Source organism: Actinomarinicola tropica, assembly GCF_009650215.1.
Taxonomy (GTDB): domain Bacteria; phylum Actinomycetota; class Acidimicrobiia; order Acidimicrobiales; family SKKL01; genus Actinomarinicola; species Actinomarinicola tropica.
Genome location: NZ_CP045851.1, coordinates 838,346 through 858,833, shown reverse-complemented (window position 1 = coordinate 858,833; position 20,488 = coordinate 838,346). Strand labels below are relative to the sequence as shown.

24 protein-coding genes are annotated in these 20,488 nt (G+C 69.9%); 16 read left to right on the top strand and 8 right to left on the bottom strand.

Features of this window, described 5'->3' with window-relative positions:
- The first annotated feature begins 23 nt into the window (after nt 1-23).
- The 10 genes from GH723_RS04315 (at nt 24) to GH723_RS04275 (ending at nt 7,865) form a co-directional block, all read left to right on the top strand.
- Entirely contained in the window at nt 24-1,454 is a 1,431-nt protein-coding gene (locus GH723_RS04315) for an NAD(P)-binding protein (RefSeq protein ID WP_153758494.1), read from the top strand.
- Between the two features lie 246 nt (nt 1,455-1,700).
- A complete protein-coding gene (locus GH723_RS04310; protein ID WP_153758493.1) occupies nt 1,701-1,880 on the top strand; it encodes a hypothetical protein in 180 nt (59 codons plus the stop codon).
- Nucleotides 1,881-1,911: 31 nt separating this feature from the next.
- Complete coding sequence (locus GH723_RS04305) at nt 1,912-2,151, top strand: cation transporter (protein ID WP_153758492.1); 240 nt, start codon at nt 1,912-1,914, stop codon at nt 2,149-2,151.
- Nucleotides 2,148-4,106, top strand: coding sequence for a heavy metal translocating P-type ATPase (locus tag GH723_RS04300; RefSeq protein WP_229023047.1), 1,959 nt, complete (start codon nt 2,148-2,150; stop codon nt 4,104-4,106). Before GH723_RS04305 ends, GH723_RS04300 begins: the two co-directional genes overlap by 4 nt.
- Before the next feature lie 10 nt (nt 4,107-4,116).
- The gene (locus GH723_RS04295; protein WP_153758491.1) at nt 4,117-4,860 is read left to right on the top strand and encodes a Crp/Fnr family transcriptional regulator; all 744 of its coding nucleotides are present in this window, start codon (nt 4,117-4,119) and stop codon (nt 4,858-4,860) included.
- Between the two features lie 57 nt (nt 4,861-4,917).
- Nucleotides 4,918-5,106: a hypothetical protein gene (locus GH723_RS04290; protein WP_153758490.1), complete on the top strand. Its 189-nt coding sequence runs from the start codon at nt 4,918-4,920 to the stop codon at nt 5,104-5,106.
- Nucleotides 5,103-5,561, top strand: a complete 459-nt coding sequence (locus GH723_RS04285; RefSeq protein ID WP_153758489.1) for a hypothetical protein — start codon at nt 5,103-5,105, stop codon at nt 5,559-5,561. Before GH723_RS04290 ends, GH723_RS04285 begins: the two co-directional genes overlap by 4 nt.
- 108 nt (nt 5,562-5,669) lie before the next feature.
- A complete protein-coding gene (locus GH723_RS04280) occupies nt 5,670-7,007 on the top strand; it encodes an FAD-dependent oxidoreductase (RefSeq protein WP_153758488.1) in 1,338 nt (445 codons plus the stop codon).
- An 82-nt stretch (nt 7,008-7,089) separates the two neighbouring features.
- Nucleotides 7,090-7,233 (top strand): hypothetical protein, encoded by a 144-nt coding sequence (locus GH723_RS18430; RefSeq protein ID WP_195210517.1) that lies wholly within the window; start codon nt 7,090-7,092, stop codon nt 7,231-7,233.
- The gene (locus GH723_RS04275) at nt 7,230-7,865 is read left to right on the top strand and encodes a DUF6308 family protein (protein WP_153758487.1); all 636 of its coding nucleotides are present in this window, start codon (nt 7,230-7,232) and stop codon (nt 7,863-7,865) included. Before GH723_RS18430 ends, GH723_RS04275 begins: the two co-directional genes overlap by 4 nt.
- Before the next feature lie 95 nt (nt 7,866-7,960).
- On the opposite strand, the gene GH723_RS04270 is transcribed toward GH723_RS04275, so the two are convergent.
- Nucleotides 7,961-8,233, bottom strand: coding sequence for a hypothetical protein (locus GH723_RS04270; RefSeq protein ID WP_153758486.1), 273 nt, complete (start codon nt 8,231-8,233; stop codon nt 7,961-7,963).
- A gap of 21 nt (nt 8,234-8,254) precedes the next feature.
- On the bottom strand, nt 8,255-9,016 hold the full coding sequence (locus GH723_RS04265; protein WP_195210516.1) for a hypothetical protein: 762 nt from the start codon (nt 9,014-9,016) through the stop codon (nt 8,255-8,257).
- A gap of 262 nt (nt 9,017-9,278) precedes the next feature.
- On the opposite strand from GH723_RS04265, the gene GH723_RS04260 reads away from it, so the two are divergent.
- Genes GH723_RS04260 through GH723_RS04235 form a run of 6 tightly spaced genes read left to right on the top strand, consistent with a single transcriptional unit; the run spans nt 9,279 to nt 13,233 of the window.
- The gene (locus GH723_RS04260; protein ID WP_153758485.1) at nt 9,279-10,001 is read left to right on the top strand and encodes a hypothetical protein; all 723 of its coding nucleotides are present in this window, start codon (nt 9,279-9,281) and stop codon (nt 9,999-10,001) included.
- Complete coding sequence (locus GH723_RS04255; RefSeq protein ID WP_153758484.1) at nt 9,998-10,255, top strand: hypothetical protein; 258 nt, start codon at nt 9,998-10,000, stop codon at nt 10,253-10,255. Before GH723_RS04260 ends, GH723_RS04255 begins: the two co-directional genes overlap by 4 nt.
- A 50-nt stretch (nt 10,256-10,305) precedes the next feature.
- Entirely contained in the window at nt 10,306-11,304 is a 999-nt protein-coding gene (locus tag GH723_RS04250) for a hypothetical protein (RefSeq protein WP_229023045.1), read from the top strand.
- Nucleotides 11,305-11,355: 51 nt separating this feature from the next.
- The gene (locus GH723_RS04245; RefSeq protein WP_153758482.1) at nt 11,356-11,733 is read left to right on the top strand and encodes a hypothetical protein; all 378 of its coding nucleotides are present in this window, start codon (nt 11,356-11,358) and stop codon (nt 11,731-11,733) included.
- The gene (locus GH723_RS04240; protein WP_153758481.1) at nt 11,730-12,656 is read left to right on the top strand and encodes a hypothetical protein; all 927 of its coding nucleotides are present in this window, start codon (nt 11,730-11,732) and stop codon (nt 12,654-12,656) included. Before GH723_RS04245 ends, GH723_RS04240 begins: the two co-directional genes overlap by 4 nt.
- Before the next feature lie 7 nt (nt 12,657-12,663).
- Complete coding sequence (locus tag GH723_RS04235) at nt 12,664-13,233, top strand: GIY-YIG nuclease family protein (protein ID WP_153758480.1); 570 nt, start codon at nt 12,664-12,666, stop codon at nt 13,231-13,233.
- 382 nt (nt 13,234-13,615) lie between these two features.
- Here GH723_RS04235 and GH723_RS19015 read toward each other — a convergent pair whose 3' ends face one another.
- The 6 genes from GH723_RS19015 to GH723_RS04205 form a co-directional block, all read right to left on the bottom strand.
- Nucleotides 13,616-13,738, bottom strand: coding sequence for a uracil-DNA glycosylase family protein (locus GH723_RS19015; protein WP_267471335.1), 123 nt, complete (start codon nt 13,736-13,738; stop codon nt 13,616-13,618).
- Nucleotides 13,735-13,908, bottom strand: coding sequence for a uracil-DNA glycosylase family protein (locus tag GH723_RS04225; protein ID WP_153758479.1), 174 nt, complete (start codon nt 13,906-13,908; stop codon nt 13,735-13,737). The genes GH723_RS19015 and GH723_RS04225 overlap by 4 nt, the downstream gene beginning before the upstream one ends.
- 231 nt (nt 13,909-14,139) lie before the next feature.
- The gene (locus GH723_RS04220) at nt 14,140-16,572 is read right to left on the bottom strand and encodes a P-loop NTPase family protein (RefSeq protein ID WP_153758478.1); all 2,433 of its coding nucleotides are present in this window, start codon (nt 16,570-16,572) and stop codon (nt 14,140-14,142) included.
- 56 nt (nt 16,573-16,628) lie between these two features.
- The gene (locus tag GH723_RS04215) at nt 16,629-17,480 is read right to left on the bottom strand and encodes an SPL family radical SAM protein (protein ID WP_229023043.1); all 852 of its coding nucleotides are present in this window, start codon (nt 17,478-17,480) and stop codon (nt 16,629-16,631) included.
- A 162-nt stretch (nt 17,481-17,642) separates the two neighbouring features.
- The gene (locus tag GH723_RS04210; RefSeq protein ID WP_153758476.1) at nt 17,643-19,745 is read right to left on the bottom strand and encodes a DEAD/DEAH box helicase; all 2,103 of its coding nucleotides are present in this window, start codon (nt 19,743-19,745) and stop codon (nt 17,643-17,645) included.
- Between the two features lie 8 nt (nt 19,746-19,753).
- Complete coding sequence (locus tag GH723_RS04205; protein WP_153758475.1) at nt 19,754-20,485, bottom strand: hypothetical protein; 732 nt, start codon at nt 20,483-20,485, stop codon at nt 19,754-19,756.
- Nucleotides 20,486-20,488 lie beyond the last annotated feature (3 nt).

Genomic DNA, 20,488 nt, shown 5'->3' with positions numbered 1-20,488 from the left:
TCGTGGCCCCGGGAGGTGAGCCGATGGCGATCCGATCGTTGGAGACCGACTACCTGGTCGTCGGCGCTGGGGCGATGGGCATGGCGTTCACCGACGCCCTCATCGACCACGCCGACGTGCACGTCACGATGGTCGACCGTCGCCACGCCGCCGGTGGTCACTGGCAGGACGCGTATCCGTTCGTGCAGCTCCACCAGGCGTCGCTCTTCTACGGCGTCGCGTCGACGCCGCTCGGGCACGGCGAGGTGCAGCAGACCGGACCCGAGGCGGGCCTCCACGAGCGGGCCAGCCAGCCCGAGATCCAGGCGTACTACGACGACGTCCTCCGCCGGCGCTTCGTCGGCACCGGACGGGTGACGTTCCTCGGCGGCCACGAGCACCGCACCGACGGCTCGACGCACCTGGTCACGTCGCGCGTGTCGGGCGAGACGGTGGAGGTCCACGTCCGGCGTCGGGTCGTCGACGCCACGTACCTGTCGCCGACCATCCCGGCCACGACGCCACCGCCGTTCGGGGTCGCCGACGGCGCGCACGTCGTCCCCGTCAACGACCTGGCCCGCCTCGAGGCGGCGGCCGACCGCTACGTGATCGTCGGGTCGGGCAAGACGGCGACCGACGCGATCGTCTGGCTGCTCGGCCACGGGGTCGTGCCGGACCGCATCACGTGGGTGCGGCCCCGCGACCCATGGATGCTGAACCGCGCCGTCGTGCAGCCCGACCCCGTCGTGGGGTTCGGGCTCGTCGCCGAGACGATGAGCGCGGCGGCCGAGGCCGAGTCGCTCGACGACCTGTTCCTGCGGCTCGAGGCCGCCGGCGTCATGCTGCGGGTCGATCGCGACGTCACCCCCACCATGGCCAAGACGCCGACGCTCGGCGCGTGGGAGCTGGACCTGCTCCGCACGATCGAGCACGTCGTCCGGCGGGGCCACGTCCGGTACGTGACCGGGCGGGAGATGGCGTTTGCCGACGAGACGATCCCGCTCGCGGCCGGCACGCTCGTCGTGCACTGCGCGGCGTCGGGGCTGCGGTACCCGCCGCTCGTGCCCGTGTGGGGACCGGATGCGATCCGGCTGCAGACGGTCCGCGTGGGCTTCCCGTGCTTCTGCGCGGCGCTCGCCGGCTACGTGGAGGCGACCCGCGACGACGACCGGGAGCGCAACCGGCTCTGCCCGCCGAACACGCTCCCCGACTCGACCGCCGACTGGGCGCTGATGCAGGCCCGCGGCACCGTGGCCGCCCGCACCTACGGCGCGGAGCCCGACATCGCCGCGTGGGCCAACGGCTGCGCGCTCAACCCCGCCCGCGTCGACCCGTCACGGCGCGACGACCCCGCGGTGCGAGCCGCCGTCGCGAGGGTGGCCGACGTCGTCGATCGTGGACTGGCTCGCATGACCGAGCTCGGCGCCGCGTCGACGCAGAACCCCGTCGGCGCGGTCGGCACAGCCGCAGGTTGAGCCCGATCTCCCGCGGTCTGTGAAGCGCGAGGGACACCATCCGTTCCCGGAGCTTCACGGTCTCGGCAGCGCGCTCCCGAGGTCGTCGGCGCCCGGCGGCGTCGGTGCGACAGGGTGACGACGCGCGAAGTCGCGACTACCTGATCTGCGTCAGGGACCTCCCTCGCGTTCCTTCGTACGGTCGATCCAGAAGGAACGAGCGCCTCACCGACCGGGCGGGGTGACGAGACGACATCGGAGATCACCATGCAGACCCACCTCCGCAAGCACCTGATCCAAGGGCTCTTCCTGCTGGCGATCGCCGCCACCGCACGGGCCGCCGAGCTGGACATCAGCGCCACCGGCATCGTCGTGGCGGTCGTGCTGAGCCTCGTCACGCTCGAGCTCGGGATCCGGTTCGTCCACCGCCACGACGTCGCCACCTGAGCGACGCCGCACTGAGAGAAGAGGAGTCACCATGACGACCACCACCGCCCTGCGCACCACCAACCTGTACAGCAACGAGCTGTCCTGCCCGTCCTGCATCGCCAAGATCGAGACGCGCCTCGCCGCCCTCGACGGGGTCGAGCGGGGCACCGTCCACTTCGCGACCGGTCGGATCGAGGTCGTCCACGACCCCGACGTGGCCACGGTCGACGACCTGGTCGCAGCGGTCCGCGCCGCGGGCTACGCCGCAGCCCCGAGGGGGTTCCAGTGACCACGACCACGATCGCCCGAGAGGGGCCCCTGCGCCGGTCGGCGCGGGGGCCTTGGGCCATCCCGCTCGCGAGCGCGGCGCTCATCGCGTTCGCCTTCCTCGTGCGCGGCCGGTCGACGGCCCTGTTCGACGCCGGCCTGGTCGCGGCCACGCTCGTCGCCGGGCGCCCCATCGCGGTGCGGGCCGTGCGTGACCTGCGGATCCGCCGGATCGGGATCGAGGCCCTGGTCACGATCGCAGTCACCGGCGCGTTCGTGATCGGTGAGCTCTGGGAGGGGGCGGCGGTCACGTTCCTGTTCGCCCTCGGCGGGGCGCTCGAGCGTGCCGCGGTGGGGCGGACCCGCAACGCCCTGGCCCGCCTCTTCGAGCTGGCCCCCGAGACCGCCACCGTGCGGCGCGACGGCGAGGAGGTCGTCGTGTCGCCGTCGGAGGTTCGACGCGGCGAGATCGTCGTCGTCCGCCCCGGCGGGAAGATCCCGGTCGACGGCGAGGTCGTCGCCGGCCGTGCCGCGGTCGACGAGTCCAGCATCACCGGCGAGTCGATGCCGGTCGAGGCGTCGGCGGGCCGCACCGTCTACGCGGGCACGGTGACCGCAGGCGGCCTCATCGAGGTTCGCGCCACCGGCGTCGGTGCCGACACCGCCCTGGCCCGGATCATCCACCGGGTCGAGGAGGCGCAGGAGTCGAAGGCTCCCGCCCAGCGGGCGATCGAGCGCTTCGCCGCCTGGTACACCCCGGCGATCGCGGTGCTCGCGGCCGTCACCTTCGCCCTCACCCGCCAGGTCGAGCTGGCGCTGACGCTGCTCGTCATCGCCTGCCCCGGCGCGCTGGTGATCTCGATGCCGGTGTCGATGGTGGCCGGCATCGGCCGCGCCGCTCGCGACGGCGTCCTCGTCAAGGGCGGGGAGCACCTCGAACTGGTCGGCAAGGTCACCGCTGTGGCCTTCGACAAGACCGGCACGCTGACCGTCGGCGCTCCTCGGCTCGTCGACGTGGTGCCGGTCGAGGGGGCCGCCGAGCGCGACGTCCTGGCGGTCGCCGCGGCCGCCGAGTCCGGGTCCGAGCACCCGTTGGCCGCACCGATCCTCGCCGCGGCCGCGGCGCAGGGGATCGTCCCCTCGGTCGATCATGGCGCCTTCGTCCACCACGCCGGCGCCGGCGTCGAGACCACCTTCGAGGGTCGGACGGTCGCCGTCGGCACCACGTCACTGGCCGCCGAGCTCGGTGTCGAGGTCGACGCCGTCGTCCTCGACCGGCTCGAGCAGCTGCGGCTTGCCGGACGAACGTCGATGGTCGTCATCGACGACGGGACGATCGTCGGCGTGCTCGGCCTCGCCGACGAGGTCCGCGCCGACGCCGCCGCCGGCATCGAGCGGTTGCGGGACATCGGGGTCGAGGAGATCGTGATGCTGACCGGCGACTCCCAGCTCGTGGGCGACGCCGTCGGCCGGGCGGTGGGCATCGACCGGGTGCGGGGCGACCTGTCGCCCGAGGACAAGCTGGCGGCCATCCGCGAGCTGCAGCAGAGGGGCCACGTCGTCGCCATGATCGGCGACGGGGTGAACGACGCACCGGCGCTCGCCACCGCCGACGTGGGCATCGCGTTCGGAGGCGGGGCCACCGCGGTCGCCGTCGAGACCGCCGACGTCGGCATCCTGTCCGGGCACCTGGCTCGCGTGGCGACCGCCATCGACCTGTCCCGGCGCACGGCCCGGGTGGTCCGCCAGAACGTCGCCATCGCCCTGTTCACCGTGACCAGCCTGCTGGTCGGGGTGCTCCTGGGAGAGGTGATGATGGCCGCCGGCATGCTCGTGCATCAGGTGTCGGTCGTGGCCGTCGTCCTCAACGCGGTGCGCCTGCTCCGCGGCGGGTCCGAGCCGGCGCCGCTGCCGGCCGACCTGGGCCCGACGGCGACCGAGCCGGTCCGGGGTCAGGCGTCGCCGGTCGCTCGGTAGCGTGAGCGCGATGGGTCCTCGACGTACGCCGCTCTCCGTGCCGGTGCACGACGCCGCCAGCTGCACGGTCGACGTGCGCCGGCACGCCCTGGCGCACGTCCCGTTCTTCGCCGGTCTCGACGAGGCCGGGTTGGACGACGTCGAGCGCCGCTGCACGGTCCATGACCACGCGGCGGGGACGGCGGTCATGCACGCCGGCGAGCCCGCCCGACGCATCTTCGTCGTGGCCGCCGGCACCGCCAAGGTGGTGCGCACCGCGCTCGACGGCACCGAGGTGCTCATCGACGTCGCCCGTCCCGGGGACTTCATCGGGACGCTGCCCCTGCTCGGCGCCGAGACCTACCCGGACTCGGTGTGGGCGTTGACCCCGCTGTGCGTGCTCGGCCTCGACGAAGCGGCCTTCGGCGAGATCCTCGACAGCCATCCGTCGGTCGCCCGTCTCGGGCTCGGCGTCATGGCCCGCCGGTTGGAGCAGGCGCACCGCCACATCCACGCCCTGGGTGCCGCCGACAGCGAGCAGCGGGTGGCCGCCGCGCTGGCCATGCTCGAGGGCCGGGTCGGGGTCCGCCGCCGCGACGGGATCCTGCTCGACCTGCCACTGTCTCGTGATGACCTGGCCGGTCTCACCGGCACGGCGAGCGAGACCGTCAGCCGCATCCTCGCCCGGCTGGGGCGCGACGGGGTCATCGAGACGGGGCGGCGCTGGATCCGGATCGTCGACTCGCCGGCGCTCCACGACCTCGCCCAGATCTGAGCCGTCGCTCGCCGGAGCGTCGAGGACCGCATGCGTGCCTCCGATACCGTGGCGGGTATGTGTGGATACGTCCGCTACGTCGTCGCCGCCTGGATCGCCGGGCTGTCGGTCACCAGCGTCACCGGGAGCGACGGCTGGGGTGCGCTCGCCGCACTGGTCGCCGTCGCCGTCACGTTCGTCGTGACCAGGGCGTTCCCCGCGCGGTTCGCCCCGAGCGCCTGCTCGGTCGAGCCGTCCGCCCGATGACGATCGCCTACTGGACCGGCCGTCGCTGGGGCGTCGCCGCGGCCACCGCCGTCGCCTACGTCCTGGTCGTCGGCGTGCCGACGGCGATGATCCCGACGCCGGTCTTCGGGCGCGAGATCCCACCGACCTGGTGGTCGTGGCCGGCGCTGCTCGTGTCGGCCGTGCTGGCCGGGCTGCTCGCCGCGACCTACGTCGCCTCGCCCGTCGAGGGCGAGGCGGACGAGCTCGACCGTCCGACCCGCACCGGGCTCGCCGGGGGGATGCTCACGTTCTTCGCCGTCGGGTGCCCCGTGTGCAACAAGCTCGTGCTGCTCGCGCTGGGCACGTCGGGCGCGCTCAACTGGTTCGAACCGGTCCAGCCGCTCCTCCAGGTGGCGGCGATCGCCGCGCTGGCCTGGGCGCTGCGCACCCGACTCCGCACGGAGTCGGCCTGCGTCGTGCCGGTGGCCTCGTAGGACGACGCGGCGGGGGTCCGTCCCTCGTCACCGGCGCGGCCGGGGGCGGTTTCGTATCATCGGCCCGTTGCGCCGCTCTCGTCTCCTGGCACCGAGGGAGGAGATCCGATGCGTGCAGGACGTGGCACCACGCCGGCCAGGGACCGGGCGGTCGTGCTCGGCGGGAGCATGGGAGGGCTGCTCGCGGCCTACGCGCTGGCCGACGCGTACGACCAGGTCACCGTGATCGAGCGGGACACCGTGCCCGACGGTCCGCACCCCCGCAAGGGCGTCCCCCAGGGCCGGCACACCCATGCCCTGCTCGCCGGCGGGCACCTGGCGCTCGAGGAGATGCTGCCGGGGATCACCGACGAGCTGGCGGCCGAGGGCGCGCCGATCGGCGACACGTTGGGCGACAGCCGCCTGTACTTCGGGGGCCACCGGTTCGTCGCCGATCACGGCGGGTTGAGCCTCGTGAGCGTGACCCGTCCCCGCCTCGAGGCCGCCGTGCGCCGGCGGGTCGCCGAGCGACCCAACGTCGAGCTCGGCCCGCCGGCCGAGGTCGTCGGCCTGAAGGTCGCCGAGGGCGGTCGTCGGGTGACCGGCGCCCGCGTCCTCGTGCGCGGTGATGACGAGGGTGGCGACGAGGTGGCCCTCGCGGCCGACCTGGTCGTCGACGCGACCGGGCGTGGCAGCCAACTGCCGCGGTGGCTCGACGAGATGGGCGTCGGCGCGCCGGCCGAGGAGAAGGTGGTCGTCGGCATCACCTACGCGACCCGCCGGTACCGGCTCGACGAGGACGTCCTCGACGGTGCGCTGGCGTGCATCGAGGGGCCGACGCCCGAGGCGCCGCGCGGCGGTGGGCTGAGCCGGGTCGAGGACGGGGTGTGGCTGGCGACGCTCGGCGGCTACGGCGACGACGCACCGCCGGCGGACCCCGACGGGTTCGAGGCGTTCGCCCGCACCCTGCCGTTCCCCGACATCGCCGACGCGCTGGCCGACGGGGAGCCGGTCGACGAGCCGATGCGGTTCCGCTTCCCCGCCGGGGTGCGCCGCCGCTACGACCGTATGCGCCACCTGCCCCACGGGCTGATGCCGGTCGGCGACGCGGTGTGCAGCCTCAACCCGCTCTACGGCCAGGGCATGTCGGTAGCGGCGCTCCAGGCGCGGACGCTGCGGCGGGAGCTGGTTGAGAGAGGCCGTTCGACGGTCGCCGCAGCCCGGGCGGTGGCGCGGGTCGTGGAGGACGCGTGGCGGATGTCGTCGGCCGCGGACCTGGCGATGCCGGGCGTGGTGGGGCGTCGCACCCGGGCCGACGCGGTGATGGGCCGCTACGTCGCGCGGGTGCAGCGCGCGGCGGCGACCGACCCGTCGGTGGCGCGGGCGTTCATGCGGGTGGCCGGCCTCGTCGACCGGCCGACGGCGCTGCTCAGGCCCGCGGTCGTGGCGACGGTCCTGCGTCGTTGAGGCTGCGCGTCGTATGCGCGCTCCTCAGGTCGGGAGCTCCACAGCCGATCCGAGTCTCGGACGACGAGGCAACGGAGGACGGGTGTCGCTCAAGAGCTCGATCTACAAGGCGCTGCGGATCTGGAACGACGTGAGCGCCGTGCGCAAGGGACGCGCCGGTCGACGCGTCGGCCGCCGGATCTACGGCAAGGCCACCGGCCGCCTGGCCCGGCGGATCTTCCGATGACCGACGAACATCGCCAGTTCGTCGACGCCGTCATGGCGATCGTGACCGCCGATGATGGAGCGGTTGCTCAGAACAACATCCAGCGGTACTTCCATCCGACCGAGCCGTTCACTGGCTCGAAGTTCGAGGTGCTGGCCGACCGGGATCGCACGAATCGGATCACCGCAGCGGACATCGTCGCCGTCTCCACCCTGAGCGTGAACATTCCAGCCGAGGTGGCGGTCTGGTTGCTGAGCGAAGCCGGACAGCTCAGAGTCTCCTCCTTGCTCGCCAACGTCCCGGCGAACACCGACCTCTGGGATCGGCCCGAGCTCCTTGCTCCCGACGGCGACCTGTGGCGGCTGTGGAGCCTTCTCGGTACCGCCTGCTGGCCGGAGCCCGCGAAGGGCAACGGCATGGGCACAACGAAGATCTCGAAGTTGCTGGCCACGAAGCGACCTCGACTCGTTCCCATCTTCGACCGCATCGTCCGGGACGCTCTTCCGCCCGTGCGCTCTCACTGGGCAGCCTTCACGGAGGTGTTGGCAGACCCCGAACGGCGAACGGAGATCTCGAGGGTGACCGCCGCGGCCCCGGACCACATCTCTCTGCTGCGCCGACTGGACATCGTCCTGTGGATGGCGCATTCCTGAGCTGGTTGGTTGTCGTGACCGCCGATCGGTCGGCGCAGTGAGGCGACCGGACATGCACGTGGTCACAGCAGGACGGATCAGCTAACAGGATCCGGCTACCAATCGTCCTCGCGGATCCGCGTGTCCGTCAGGATGGCGTAGAGGTATGACGGCGCCCGAAGGTGCTGGACAACGGTGGTGCTCTTCAGCGGCACCAACTCGAGCGCCTCGCCGAGTTGGGACCTGGAGATCGCTTGGTTCGTGCGATCAAGGTGCAGCAGGTTGCTGTCGACCTCATAGGTGAACTCGCCTCCTCGTACCTGCGTGAAGGTCTCCCCCGCACGGGCGACGACCCGATTCCAGACCTCATCGAGTGAGACTCGCTGCATGACGTGCGCCTCCTGTCCTTCTCACGGTTGAGGATCAGTCGCCTCATCCTCCGGGTCGAAGGGCCGCTGTGGACCAGCAGGCGTCTCGACGACGCTCGAATCTGACTGCGGGTCACTCCACGAGTTCGGAGGACTCCCGAACGCTCGGTTGGACGCCGAGATGATGCCCTGGCTGAACACGGCGTTCGCTGAACCGCCGATCACGGCTCCGATCCCGAACGGGATGACGCGGCCGAGGACGATGATCCCCTGCTTGGTGCCGTACTTCGTCACGAAGTGATGTCCGAGCACCTTGTTGATCGCCCTGATGCTCTCCTGAGGGATGTCGCGCACGAGGTGCTTCGCCCAGTGTCGACCCGTACGTTCCGCGGCCTTGCCGACCCCCTTGGCGCCCGCGTCGCCGAGCATGATGGCCATCGCGAGTGTGCGGCGTCGCTCGACATCCTCGACCTTGACCCCGTGGACCTCGCCGCGGGCAAGGATGTAGAGGACCGTGGCGTTGAGGAAGGCGACCGCCTCGCCGCCCGTCAACGCCAGCGCTGCGCCCGTGCCCACGCCTGGCGCCGCTGCGGCGGCGCCCACGCCCGCCCCGGCAGAGATGGTTGCGGCGCGTAGCTGGCCGTTGAGCCGGCGGACGATCTCGCTCGGCGTTGCGCCTGGGCGACTCCGCCGGAGTCGCTCGATGTGACGTTCGGTCAGCGGCGCCTGCAGCGACAGCGTCTTGTCGAGCAGCGTCAGTGCACGAGACGGCTCGGCGCGCCCTCCGGGTGTCTCGGTGCTCATCGCTTCGGTCCTCCGGGTTGTTGCGGGTCATTCTGTGGATGGACAGCCGATCGAGGGTGAATCGGGCCTCGTCGACCACGATCCGTAGATCGGCAGACTCGTCGTCGGTCTGAGCGCCCGAGGGCGGCACGGTCGACCATCGCGCGTGGATCGAGGCGCCCTGAAATCACACGCCTGTAACTGTCACAGGCGGTTCTTACGGTTCGCTCGACAGATCGCCGGTGCCCCAAACGGGTCCGGCCTGAGCGAAAGCGGGCAACCGATGACCACCACTTCCCCCTCCCCCGACGCGCCCTCGGAGCCGACCTCCCGGTCCTGGTTCTCCAAGAAGCGGGTGCTCGTCCCGCTGGCGTTCGTCGCTGGCCTCGTCGTGGGCGTCGCCGCCGGCGGCACCGAATCCGACGATGCGGACGCCGCCGGCGACCTCACCACGACCAGCGAGATCGCGGAGTCGACGTCCACCGAAGACGACCTGGCGGACGACACGGCTCCGAGCAGCACCACGGAGAAGCCCGCCCCCAGCACGTCGACCACCGCCGCTTCAGCTGAGCGAGGCTCTCGGGGTACCCCGTTGGCCATCGGCGAGACCGCCCCGGTCGGCGACTACGAGGTCACGGTCGTCGGGTTCACCTCGGATGCGACGGCCCAGGTGCTCGAAGCCAACCAGTTCAACGACCCGCCTGCCGATGGCGAGGTCTACGCGCTGGTGCGGGTGCGGGCCACCTACGGCGGTGACGGCGAAGGCTTCGCCGGCATGGACCTGTCGGTCGGCTACATCGGCAACGACGGGCGGATCTACGTGGACCACGACTGCATGGCCGTCGAGCCGGACCAGCTGATGGACCAGCCCAGCGTCGTGGCCGGTGGCACGGTGGAGGGCAACCTGTGCCTGCGGATGCCGGCCTCGGTCCTCGGATCGGGCGCCATCTTCGTCGAGCCGCTCTTCAGCTTCGACGACGAAAGGGTTTGGTGGGCCGAGTCGTGAGCGGAACCGGCCTGACCCTCGCTGCCAAGGGCGTCGCGACGCTGAGCGGGATCGGCACCGTCGTCCTCACGACGTGGATGACGGTGGTCGCTTTCGTCGGCGGCACCATGCCGATCATCGGCTGGGAGACCGACGGCGGCCTCGCCACGGGGATCCTGTGGCTGTTCGTCGTCGATCCGATCGTCGTGTCGGCGTGCTGGCTGCTCACGACCGTCGTGGTCCTGCCGATTCTGGCTGTGGGTGACAGCGAGTGAGATCACCACGTCGACGCGTCAACCACCGCCATTCCGCCCAGTGGAAGGCCATGCAGATGTCGAAGACCGCGCGACCTCGCCGCGGAGACGGCAACAAGCAACTTCGCGGCGTCCTCGCCGCTTTCATCGTCGCGATGGTCGTTGTGGCAGCGGCCTGCAGCAGCGACAGCCCGACGTCGTCGAGCGAAGCCACGCCGACGTCGACATCGACGACCGCCGAACCGACCACGACGACCACCGCGGAGGACCCAGAAGCGGTCATGGCGCGCGCCCAACGGGAGTGGCACACGCTGGTCGCGACCGAACTGAGCGACTCGACCTGGAGCAGAGATCCGCTGTGGGGCCCCCGTCAACGACCGACGGCCGCCAGCGCGGCCGGTGGCACGAGTCGGATCTGGGACTTCGACCCCCTCGCCGGGTGGGGCGTGGCGGCTCAGGTCGAGCTCGAAGGACAGACAGCCGCGGAGGCTGAGGCCGAGAGCGTCGCCGTGCCAGACGGCGAGGGCGCTCGCATCGTCGCCGACGGCGACGGCAATGACCTTCGCTTCCTCGTCCCGACCTACTACGGCAACGGCATCGCAGTGGCCGCACTCGGACACGTCGATGGCGACTGGACGCTCCTCGCCTTCGCTGGACAAGGCGATGAGACCCGCTACGCCATGGACGCACAGATCAGCAGCGACGGCGGCATCGTGGTGTGGCTGAACGACTGCCACCTGAGCTGCGCGGACGGCACCGTGACCGAAGCCCGAGCTGAGCGGACCTCCGATGGCTATGCCATCCCCTCGCCGCCGTCGCCACCGCCTCCGCCTCCCCCGCCATCGGGTCGGGAGATCATCGACGGCGTCTCAGCGGAGCTGCGTCGTCTCGCCGACGAGCAGCTGGGATCCAGTCCGGAATGGGCATGCGACCCGCTTGACGACCCGTACGTCGGGGCCGGGATCTGGTGCTACCACGGGTCCGGCCCGCGGATCATCGTGGTCGCGGAGCTGACGGACCTCGATGGGCGGTTCAGGTGGCAGATCTGGGGTCCCGAAGAGATGCAGTAGTCGGGCAGGGTCGAGAGCAGCGCGGTCGACGCCACCGATACTCTCGACGCGATGGCCCGCGAGGCGGAGGTCCACTTCCATCGGGAGATGTTGAACGCCGTGGAAACGATGAAGCAGGATATCGGCTACAACCCCACGCGGTTCGTGCAGATGCTCGCCGATCAGGGCGGGGCCGAAGCCACACTTCGGCTTCTGCGCCGGGGCAACGGCTCCGACGGCTTCACGACGTTGTGGGAAGCGGGACGACTCGCCCTGACCGCCGAGGCCACTGCGCTGCTCCCCTGGTACAAGACGCTGTTCGACCTCGCCACTCGAGCCGAGGCACGGCGCCGGCTCTCCGATCACGGGTTCGACGTGGACGCCTTCATCGAAAGGCGCGTTGCACACCCGCCGGGATGGGCGGCCTCCGACCTCGAGAGCCCTGCATGACGAACGCCGAGCGATTGTTGGCGGCGATCCGGCGTCATCCCGGTGCGACGGATGCCGAGCTCCGCATCCACACAGGCGTCCACCCCCATCAGCAGGTCAACCAGATCTGTCATCGGCTGGCGACCGGCGGCGACATCGTTCGTCGTGAGCGCGCCGATGGTCGCATCGGGAACTTCCCCGGGAACGTGTCTCAGGTGACCGACCAACCACCTGCAACTGCGGCGACGCAGCAGCGATACCAATCGAGGTCGCAGGCAGCGACGCGAACCCCCTCCTCGCCACTTCCCCCGCCGCGCTCGACCCTCGTCGTCATCCCGTGCTCGGGTACGAAAGCGTTGGGCGGGGCACCGCGAGGGTCGTCAGCCGCTGTCTCTGCACTGGTGCCACCGCCGCTCGCCCATGAGCTGGCAGAGGCACGACGACGCGTTGCGTTCCTCGCTCAGGTCGACGAGACCAGCGCGAGGCCGGCGATCCACCGCTATCGCGGTGCGCTCTACGCCACAGCCGGCCCGGCGATCGCTCATGCCGTGGACGACGGCCAGCCGCTCGTCATCCTCTCGGGCGGGTACGGCGTGCTCCATCCGCACGAAGAGATCGGCACCTACGACCGAGCCATCGCACCGTCTGACTGGCCTCGGGGGCTCCTAGGACGGGCGCTCGTAGAGGTGTGCCGCAGCTTGGACCTGCGTGAGATCGTCGCGTTCTGCGGTCGCACGACGAGGTACGCAAACGTCGTCCGCCGTCATCGATGGGAGCGGTGCGGCATCACTGCACGTATCGTCGCTCCGCGCTTCTCGGGAGGCGGGGCGATGCGCCTCGTCCCAGCGACACTCGGCGAGGCGCTCGTCGCCTACCTCGACGGGGGCTTAGACGAGGCCTGGACCAGCTCCCGTGGTGCTGGGCTGGCCGTCGAGATGCTGTGATCACGTGATGGACCCACCGACCGCCATCGACAGCGCAGTGGGGCACCTCGGCGATGAGAAGAACGCACGACCGGCGTCGACGTTCCCTGTAGGCCATGCCGACGTCGACTTGCCCGGGCTCTACTCGTGGTGGGTAGACGATGCGGGTCGTCGGGCGCTCGGCACGGTGTTCGACACCGAGCTACCCGGGTTGATCTACGGCGGCCAGGCGGGCGCGAGCTCGAGCCGTGCGGGCGTGGAGCGATCCGCCACGCTGAAGTCGCGAATCCGGGGAAACCACCTTCGCGGCAACATCTCCAGTAGCACGTTCCGCAAGACGCTCTCTGCTGTGCTCTTCATCCCCCTCGACCTCCGTCTCGAGCGGCCCGGCAAGCTTGACGCGATGAGCAACCGAGCAGTGACGAGCTGGATCCACACGCACCTGCGGGTCGCGACGTTCGGGTGGAAGGACCGGTCAAGCCTCGCCGCGCTGGAGGACGACGTACTGAAGCGCCTTGATCCGCCGCTCAACCTCATGGGTATGTCGCCCAGTCCAGTGCGCTCGCGCCTCAAGGTGCTGCGTCGCCAGCTGACATAGGTCCGTCGCGAGACCTCCGGGCGATGAGCTGTGGCCTCCGACGGGCGGCCAGGGCAACACTCGCGGCTCACCCTGCGGCCGGCCCGGACCACGTTCGCGAGCAGCGGGGACAGACGTAGGTCCCTCCCGCGAGGTGCGAGGTCTCCGGCACCCCGCCGGTGCCGCAGGAGGGGCACGTCGTTCGACTCGCGTCCGACGCCACCAGCCGCGCCGCCGCGTCAGCGAAGGCGTCGAGGATCTCCTGCCTCGCTGCGGGCCGGGTGTTGACGTTCTGCGGACTTGGGTGGGGACACCTCAGCACGGCGATGGAGCGTGGAAGCGGAGGCTTGGCGATCGCCCAGGCCTTCTGGGCGGCCTTGCCGACAAGGACGACGACCTCCAGTCAGGGCAGGAGGTTCATGAGCTCGAGGAGGTAGGCCTGCGATGCCCGGTAGCCGGCGTCGGTGGCGGGGGCGATCTTCCTGCCATCGCCGAGGTACCAGGGAACGATGTTCCAGTAGGTCACGTCTCACGTGCGAGTCCGGCCTCGTCACGAAGCTCGAAGACGAGTGCGGCGCTGCCGTCGTTGTTGTCGGGGCTGATGAATCCCGACGACACCGTCTTGCCACCGGGCGCCTCGAGCAGCAGCAGGACCCGGCTGTGCGTTCCCCCGGAGGCTGGGTCGAACCACGGCACATGGGTTGTCCGGACCCTTGCGCTCGCGAATGGACGCAACCCACTCCGTCAGCGGCGCGGCGTGCGGGTCGTCCAGTCGGTCGACCCGGCGGCGAACCGACTCCGGCGAGCGATGCTGCCTGGGCGCCGTTGCGAACGGATCCTCCGGATGACCGAGCCACGAGCCAGGAAGTAGTACTGCCGAGTCGCTGGACGGCGTGGCCGCATGAAGGTCTTCGGATGGAGTCTGCGTCATAGACGCTCCCCCTCGATGGGGACGTCGATGTCAGATCGGCCCGCCGCGCTCGACAACGGGCGCCGAGGCGGCGGCCCACCGATCATCCTCATCCACGTCCGCTCCGATGATGCGTCCCAGAAGAGCAGTCGATCGGCCCGGAGGCACCGGAGAGCGTCCCGCACGTCGTCGGGCGTTTCCGCCTCGTCGACCACGATGATCGCGAGCGCGGTGGCCCGGGTGAGGACCGTGTGGACGAACTCGGCGGCACTCTCGTCGAGCGCCCATCGTCGACTGGTCTGCCAGATCACACACGTCCGTTCGAGGCCCTTGATGCGTGCCATGGTCTCGCGTCGAACTGTCGCGCTCGGCAGAGCGTTCCTCGCCGTCGCCGTCAGCGCGCAGCCTTCGGGAGCCTCCGCAATCGTCACGGTCACGGCCCGACCCGAGAGGAGCGACCCGTACGAGCGCAGGACGGAAGCCAGCGCATCCGCGCCAGCCGGCCTGGCCTCGATGATGATCGGCCTACAGCCGAGCACCCCCGACCGCGTACCGCCAGGCACGCCCACCCACTTGGACTGCGACCGCGGCGATCCGTCAAGGATGTGCTGGGCCAGTGGTTGGACAGCTTCGGCGAGACGCCGTCCCATGCGGTAGGAGTGACTGAGCCGAGTCACCTCACGGCGCCGTCCTCGAACGATGCCGGGCACGTCAAAGGTCGAGGCGAGGAGCATCGCCTGCCCGCCGTCTCCCACGCAGTAGAGGCGCTGCGCGTCGGGCACCATCGACGCGGCGATCCGCACGTCCGTCTCGGTGAAGTCCTGCACCTCGTCGATGAAGCCATGCGTGAAGGTGCGCCGACCATCCGGATCGGCCAGCGCTTCGCCGGTCTCCAGTGTGGCGGCCACCGTCCGTGCGACCTCGATCCACTTGTAGGTGTAGCTCGACTGCATCGTCTCGCTGCGGAGTACGTGCCAGACCAGCTCGCGGATCTGGGGCTGGAGAGGTCGAACCCGTCCGACCCGATCGGCACCGAGGTACCGCTGCTTGTTCCACAGTCGCTGGGCGTAGATGACGCGGCGCAGTTCGGCTTCGAGCCATTCAACGTTTCGCAGATACTCCGGATACTCGTCGAGAGGAGTCCAGCCCGACGCCTCGAGCTGGTGGATTCGGGTAGTGATGGCATCGCGATCCGACAGACCGGTGGAGCCCAAGCCGAAGAGTCGCGTTGGAACCTTGTCCCAGTTGAGCAGTCGGATCCTGGCCTGCACCCCGGCCGCATCGATGGCGACATCGTGGCTGCCGTCGCGATCGGATCGGGTGCGGACGTCGAAGCTGTGGCGGCCCAGACGGTCGAGGATCCAGCCGTGGAGCTGGTCGACCATCGGCACGTTCCGGGTTGTGACCAGAATGGACGGGACCTCGCCGCGGCGAAGCGCGTGCTCGATCGTCCGAGCGACTCGTTCCACCAGCACGACGCTCTTACCTGAACCCGCCGCTCCGATGAGCACCTCGAAGTTGTCGCGTGGCGCAGACGCACGATCCTGGTCGTCATCGAGTGCCAGCCCGATCGGTCCCTCTGTGAACAGTTTCCCGGGGCCGCCGCCGACGGCCACAAGATCTGCTCGCACCACCGAGGGGCTGAGCCACGATGGCGCCGCGCCCAATCGCTGACGAGACAGCCCCGACGCCACGAGATGCGACGACCGCACCCCCTGTACACCCTCCAAGGTGCCGTCCCACAGCTCCGCGGTTGTGGCCGGAGGACTGGGCGGCGTGTCCCACCCGGCTTCGTTGGCCCCAGCCACTGCGTGGAGGAGCACCTGCTCCTTCGCCCAAGGTGCATCGATGAGGGCACGATCGGGCCGGACCCTGACCAGCATGCGACGGAACTGCAGCCGGGTCTCATCGAAGGTGTCGCTGGCGTCGAAGAGGTGTCCGGCGATGACCCAACCGCCCTCTACGCCATCGGGTGGATCCAGCCATGCGCGCCGCACCCAGTCCACCGTGACGAGCCCCGCACACCTCGGGTCCCACGCGGTGAGTGCTTGCCAGAGCATTTGGCCGGCCTCGAGCATCGACGGACTGGCGTCGAGGGCAACCAATCGCACTGGAGTGGGACGAGGCGCTTCACCCCCGATCTCTCTGGCCCGCAAGGCGAGCGCCAGGGCCCATGCCGCGGCTCCGGTCCCGGCGCCGAGGTCCAGCACAGTCGCCTCACTTGGCAGCTCGCCGACGACAGGGTGGAGGCGTCGGACCAGCTCGTGGACTCGGCGTGGGTGGTACCAGGCGGCATACGCGAAGCCGGTGCCGGGCCGGTCGTAGCAGAGATCGCCTCCGGCGCTGAGCTCATACTGCTCGAGCTGGGCTTGGGCGCGGTGGTACGCCGGCACGTTCTTCATGTCATGTGCTGCGATCAGCTTCAGCCCCTCGACGAGGACAGCCTCCACTTCCCCCTGGACGCTGCGAAGCCAGTCGATCCCTCGATCGACTGACGAACCTGAGCTCATGCGGGCCGGAATCCGCCGCGCCCTTCGGCGAGCTGGGGAAGCTCACGCCGTAACGCCTCGACAGTCCGCTCGTAGGCACCGCGATCCCATCCGAGCTCCGCGATCAGCTTCAGTGCAGGACCTCGGGTTCCGGCGGTGAACCGTCCTCGGTCGGGATGGAACGGCTGGACCACGAAGTTCGTGACCCCAGTCGCCCGCAAGTTCTGGCCGAAGGCGACGGGGTCCTCCACCGGGAGCAGCGGGGTCATCGTGAGCGATGCCGGTATGCCCGCAGTGACCACCTCACCGATCGCTGCGAGGCGCGCCCGGTTGGGCGTGCACTGCGGCTCGAAGACTCGTCGCACCCGCTCGGAGTCGGTCGTCACCGTCATGTTCACCCGGATGTGTTCGAACCGCTTGAAGAGGTCGATGTCGCGCGTCACGAGAGGACTGCGAGTCTGGACGACGAGTCGGACCTCGCGATCCGCCAGCACCTCGAGGAGCTCTCGAACGAGTCCGAGGCGCCGCTCGATCAGCTGGTAGGGGTCGGTGACGCTGCTCATGTAGACGGTCTTGCCGGCGAGGTCGGTGCGCATGTTCCGCAGCTTGCGGACCGCGTTCTCCTTGACGACGACCCAGTCACCCCACCGATCGTCCTGCCGCTCGGGCGGGGCGAACGATGCGGCGTAGCAGTAGGTACAGCCGTAGGCGCAGCCGATGTAGGGGTTCAACGTGAAGTCGTAGTCACCCATGAACCCGCTGGCCTTCGCGAGCGCAGTCGACGCTGGGCGGTAGGCGATGTCGACGTCACCGACGCGAGTCGGCCGTGAGCCATCGCCAGCAGCGAAGAGACCCAGTTGATCGCCCACGTGCAAAGTCTGGCCGATCCGACTCTGGGCTTGACGGCATTGTCCGCCGGCCCACCGGGCCAATGCGGCTTCCATCTCAGTTGGGGGAGCGGGGCCTCCCGAGCAGTCGCCTGCGTTGCCAATGACCGCCGCACAAGGAAGGAGCTCTCAGCAGGCCTGGGCCTAGACCGTGAGACCGCTGACGGGCTTCTCCAATGTCGCTTCCACAGCTCGGGGGTCCGCCAGCCGGTCGAGCACGATCGTGTCTGCGAGCCACCGCGGCAAGGAATCAGCAAACTTGAGTCCGTCCACGAGCTCGTCGGACAGCTCCAACAGGTTTGTCGCGTCCGTCCTTCGGTCGACTGACCGCGTGAGGTCAGCAACATCGACCTCGTCGTCGACGGCGATGGACAGCTCCCCGAACGGACGCTTGTCCCCACGCAGCGTCTGGATGCGTGCAGCTAGTTCGACGTTCGCTCGCGAGCCGGCGAATGTCCACCACTCGTTGCCGGACGATGTACGGCGCAACAGCGTCGAGGATGACGGATCCAGGGTGACGAACCCCTCCCGGCCGTCGCGCAGCTGGTCACGTGCGCGCCGAGACACCACCCCGGGCGGATCGATCCCCGCGAGCACGGAGCCGATTGCCTGGGCGAGCTCGTAGGAGAAGGGGGCACTCGCTCCTCGATAGGAGACGACGCCCATCGCCTCGGTCGCCTGCACGTGGACCACGTGGCGACGCCAGTCGACGTCGAGGATCTTCCAGCTGCGGCCGGCGAGCAGCAGCACACGGCGTCCGCCGCGCGCCGTTAGGGCAGCCCACAGGCCGAGGTCGTGGACCTGTCCGACCTCGGTGCGCCCCGCCACGACGCGGAAGACAGGCGGGGAGGTGAAGACGGACGTGAGGTCGAGGAAGTTGCGGTATCCGTAGTCGCTCTCGGCACGGGGACCGAGCCCGAGCAGCCCTTGGTCCGCGTGCAGGTAGCCGGTGGACAGGAGGTGCTCGATGACGCTTCCGGAGACTGCATCGACGTCTGGACCGAGGACGAACGGTGCGCCGAGCCACTCGATCCAGGTCTCCTGGCCGATGCCACCCTCCTGGAGCACCAGAGCGAGGAGCTGCTGGCTCAGGATGTGCACCGGGAAAGCCGGCGGCTGCACCGGTTCGACGTGGCCGGTCGACCACAGGTGGAGGACCCCCGCGGCCTGCCACATGGCTTCCGGTGTGGTCGTGAGGAACGTCATGTTGCGACTGGTGCCTGTGCGACGGCCGGAGCGTCCGATGCGCTGGAGGAACGAGGCCACCGACGACGGTGCGTCGATCTGGAGCACCTGGTCGAGGTCGCCGACGTCGATGCCGAGCTCCAGCGCGCTTGTGGCGACGATGACGCAGTCGTCGCCTTCGGCGAACGCCTGCTCGGCGCGTCGCCGCTCGTCACGTCCTAGGGAGCCGTGGGACACGTAGGTCTCCACCGAGCGCGCCCGCAGCTCGTGCGTGAGCTTCTCGGCACGAACCCGACTGTCGACGAAGACCAGACGCTTCTCACCGGAGTGGAGGCGACTGATGACCGTCGCTGCGTTGGGCAGCCCGCCCACGTAGTCGACGGTCACCTCCGGTTCGGCGATGGCCTCGGCCGCCGGCGCGACGACCTCGGCCGGGGCGGTGCAGGTGCTGGTCAGCCAGCTCAGGAGCTCGCTCGGGTTGCCCACGGTGGCGGACAGACCGATCCGCTGGACCTCGCGCCCTGCCAGATGGGTGATCCGTTCCAGCACCGACAGCAGGTGCCACCCACGGTCCGCCTCCGCGAAGGCATGAACTTCGTCGACGACGACGGCACGCACGTTGCCGAGCAGCCACCGCTCGTCGACACGTCGAGAGATGAGGATCGCTTCCAGCGACTCCGGTGTGGTGAGGAGCAGATCAGGCGGCTCCTGCACGAGCCGGGCGCGCGCGGTCGGACCGACGTCGCCGTGCCACGCACCGACCCGATGCCCCGTGTAGGAGGCATACGCCCGGAGGCGTGGCTCGAGGTTGTTGACGAGCGCTCGCAACGGACAGAGGTAGAGGACGCTCAACGGCGCCCAACCCTCGCTCGCCATCCGGGTAAGTGCCGGGAACACGGCGGCCTCGGTCTTGCCACCAGCGGTCGGGGCCAGCAGAAGGCTGTGATGCCCGGCAAGGGTCGGCTCGATCGCGGCGCTCTGCAACGGCCGAAGCTGCGCCCACCCGAGGCTGTTGACGATGTGGTGCTGCAGCGAGGGGTGGAGCTGGGCGAACGGGTCCACCTAGAGCATCAATCCACAGGTACGAGCGGCGAGTACTCCGACCCTGCGAATGGCCGCCAACCCTCTGGCCACGCCGATTGCAGCCTGCACAGGACGCGAAGGTGCGACGGTGCCGACGGCGGATTGACCCGGGCGACAACAACCCGGGGATCTCCGACGAGGAGCTGCAGCTCGTCGACTACGGAGACCAGGTACCCGGGCAGCCATCCGATCGCCTGGTCACCCGCCCACACAAGCAGTCGGGCCCTGGAGTCGTGCTCGTTCTCCTCGTCGAGCACGAGCTCCAGGTGTGCACCGATGCCAAGGTCTGCGACGACGTCACTCGCACCAGGCATGTGTCGAATGCCTCGCACGAAGAAGGGACAGTCGAGCACTCCACCGACGGGAAGGGGCTCCGGGAAGACCTCGATCCGATCCGTCTGTCGTGCGCCACCACTGCGCCCGAGAACGACGAACGGCTCGTCATCGACGGAGAGGTCGAGCTGCTGGACGAACCGCGGGTAGTCCTCGCGCTCCTGCGACATCACCCTGTTCTGAAAGACTGGGAAGAGGACGTCCGACTCGTAGCCCCGATGCAGCTCGGGCAGCCCAGGGAACGGCGGGAACCCGTCGATCGACTCCACGCTCTTGAGGTACGCGAACCGGTAGCGGGGCGATTGCGATCGCTGTTCAAGAAGGCCGACCGGCAGGATCGACCCCGTAGGGCTGCGCCAAGTGACGTACAGGCGACGGGTGTCCATGTC

Bases quoted from the DNA above. Each gene is read 5' to 3' on its own strand.
- GH723_RS04280 (WP_153758488.1), top strand. From the start codon at position 5,670: ATGCGTGCAGGACGTGGCACCACGCCGGCCAGGGACCGGGCGGTCGTG.
- GH723_RS04205 (WP_153758475.1), bottom strand. From the start codon at position 20,485: ATGGACACCCGTCGCCTGTACGTCACTTGGCGCAGCCCTACGGGGTCG.
- GH723_RS04315 (WP_153758494.1), top strand. From the start codon at position 24: ATGGCGATCCGATCGTTGGAGACCGACTACCTGGTCGTCGGCGCTGGG.
- GH723_RS04260 (WP_153758485.1), top strand. From the start codon at position 9,279: ATGACCACCACTTCCCCCTCCCCCGACGCGCCCTCGGAGCCGACCTCC.
- GH723_RS04290 (WP_153758490.1), top strand. From the start codon at position 4,918: ATGTGTGGATACGTCCGCTACGTCGTCGCCGCCTGGATCGCCGGGCTG.
- GH723_RS04275 (WP_153758487.1), top strand. From the start codon at position 7,230: ATGACCGACGAACATCGCCAGTTCGTCGACGCCGTCATGGCGATCGTG.
- GH723_RS04245 (WP_153758482.1), top strand. From the start codon at position 11,356: ATGGCCCGCGAGGCGGAGGTCCACTTCCATCGGGAGATGTTGAACGCC.
- GH723_RS04250 (WP_229023045.1), top strand. From the start codon at position 10,306: ATGCAGATGTCGAAGACCGCGCGACCTCGCCGCGGAGACGGCAACAAG.
- GH723_RS04270 (WP_153758486.1), bottom strand. From the start codon at position 8,233: ATGCAGCGAGTCTCACTCGATGAGGTCTGGAATCGGGTCGTCGCCCGT.
- GH723_RS04240 (WP_153758481.1), top strand. From the start codon at position 11,730: ATGACGAACGCCGAGCGATTGTTGGCGGCGATCCGGCGTCATCCCGGT.
- GH723_RS04265 (WP_195210516.1), bottom strand. From the start codon at position 9,016: ATGAGCACCGAGACACCCGGAGGGCGCGCCGAGCCGTCTCGTGCACTG.
- GH723_RS04305 (WP_153758492.1), top strand. From the start codon at position 1,912: ATGACGACCACCACCGCCCTGCGCACCACCAACCTGTACAGCAACGAG.
- GH723_RS04295 (WP_153758491.1), top strand. From the start codon at position 4,117: ATGGGTCCTCGACGTACGCCGCTCTCCGTGCCGGTGCACGACGCCGCC.
- GH723_RS04285 (WP_153758489.1), top strand. From the start codon at position 5,103: ATGACGATCGCCTACTGGACCGGCCGTCGCTGGGGCGTCGCCGCGGCC.
- GH723_RS04310 (WP_153758493.1), top strand. From the start codon at position 1,701: ATGCAGACCCACCTCCGCAAGCACCTGATCCAAGGGCTCTTCCTGCTG.
- GH723_RS04235 (WP_153758480.1), top strand. From the start codon at position 12,664: ATGGACCCACCGACCGCCATCGACAGCGCAGTGGGGCACCTCGGCGAT.